General features: G+C 77.1%; 2 protein-coding genes. One reads left to right on the forward strand and one right to left on the reverse strand.

Annotated elements, in window-relative coordinates:
* Nucleotides 1-272 precede the first annotated feature (272 nt).
* Nucleotides 273-1058 (reverse strand): DUF8832 domain-containing protein, encoded by a 786-nt coding sequence (locus tag MXD58_RS27750; RefSeq protein ID WP_250611102.1) that lies wholly within the window; start codon nucleotides 1056-1058, stop codon nucleotides 273-275.
* Nucleotides 1059-1101: 43 nt separating this feature from the next.
* Here MXD58_RS27750 and MXD58_RS27755 point away from each other — a divergent pair.
* Nucleotides 1102-1312 (forward strand): hypothetical protein (locus MXD58_RS27755; RefSeq protein WP_250611104.1); only part of this gene is annotated, 211 nt, incomplete at its 3' end.

Below are 1312 nucleotides of genomic sequence, written 5' to 3' on the forward strand. Positions count from 1 at the left end.
CCCATCGGCCGGTGCCCGCGCCCACGCCCGCCGCGCCGTCCGCCGTCGGAGAACCGCCGTGCGCCCATCAGCTGCTCCCAAGGGGACTGTCGCCTGCAGGCGACAGCGGAATCGGGCCCGGGTCGTGCCACATGCTGCCCCTGCTTTCCACCGCGAGGAAGCGAACCGTCTCGTCCAGGCAGCATTCTGCTGCGTCCGGTGCGGGCACACGGCCCACGCCTTGCCACGTCGGAGGAGTCGCCCGGCACCCGCCGGCCGTTGCGGCCGTCGGCTCAGCGGGCGGGGCCGGCGGCGGTGAGGGTGATCGCGGCGGTGTGCAGGCCGGAGGCGGTGCGGAACTGGACGAACGTCCGCCACGCACCCGGACGCGGCAGCTCCGCGGTGAACGTGAGCGTCGGGCCGGCGGCGCCGGTGGTCGACGTGGGGACCGGGTGCAGGTGGGTGAAGGCGAGGTCACGCTCGTGGAAGGCGCTGACGTGGGCGAGGCTGGACAGGTACGGGCGCAGGTCGGTCACCGGCCGCCCGCCCCGGGTCACGGTCACGGTGAGCGTGCCGGCCGTCCCCGCGGTCAGCGGGCCGCGCGGGGTGGCGACGGTCAGGGTGTAGCCATCGACCGTGGTCCTCGCCGCCGGCGGTGGCAGCGCGACGGCCACCGCGGCGCCGGGCACCGTGATCGGCTGGCTGAGCACCAGCGGGGTGTCGCGGCCCCGCACGGCGGTCGTGAACGAGGCGTAGGCGCGGTAGAAGCCGGCCGGGGTGGCGGGCAGGCTGACCGTCCAGGTGCCGTCGGCCGCCATGATCGGGTGCAGATGCTGGAAACCGGTCAGGTCGGACCGGATCAGATACAGGTGCATCGGCTCGTCCGCGACGGTGGCGAACCGGGTGATCGGCTGGTCATCGGCGCCGCGCACCTGAAGATGGACGACGCTGGCCTGGTGCGCGGTGAGCGTCGTCGGGGCCAGGACGAGCCCCACGCCGTCGGAGTCGGCGCTCAGCCCGTCGCCGACGAGGTCAAGCTGGCCCGCGGCGACACTCCCCCCGCCCGCCATGCCTGCCATACCCGCCACGCCTGCCATACCCGCCATACCCGTCGCGTCCGCCATGCCCGTCGCGCCGGCGTCGCCGTGGGTGGCGGGCACGTGGGCGGCCGATCCGGGACCGGGGGCACCCGCCGGCGAGGCTGCGGGCGCCGCGGTCGCGGACCGCACCGTCGAACGCGACGGTCCGGTCGTGGGCGGGGCCGCCGCGGGGGCCGGGGGGGGCGGGGCGGCGGCGGGGGCCGGGGGGGCGGCCGCCCGCCCCCCCCCCCCCC

This window comes from Frankia sp. AgKG'84/4 (assembly GCF_023242965.2).
Classification (GTDB): Bacteria; Actinomycetota; Actinomycetes; order Frankiales; family Frankiaceae; genus Frankia.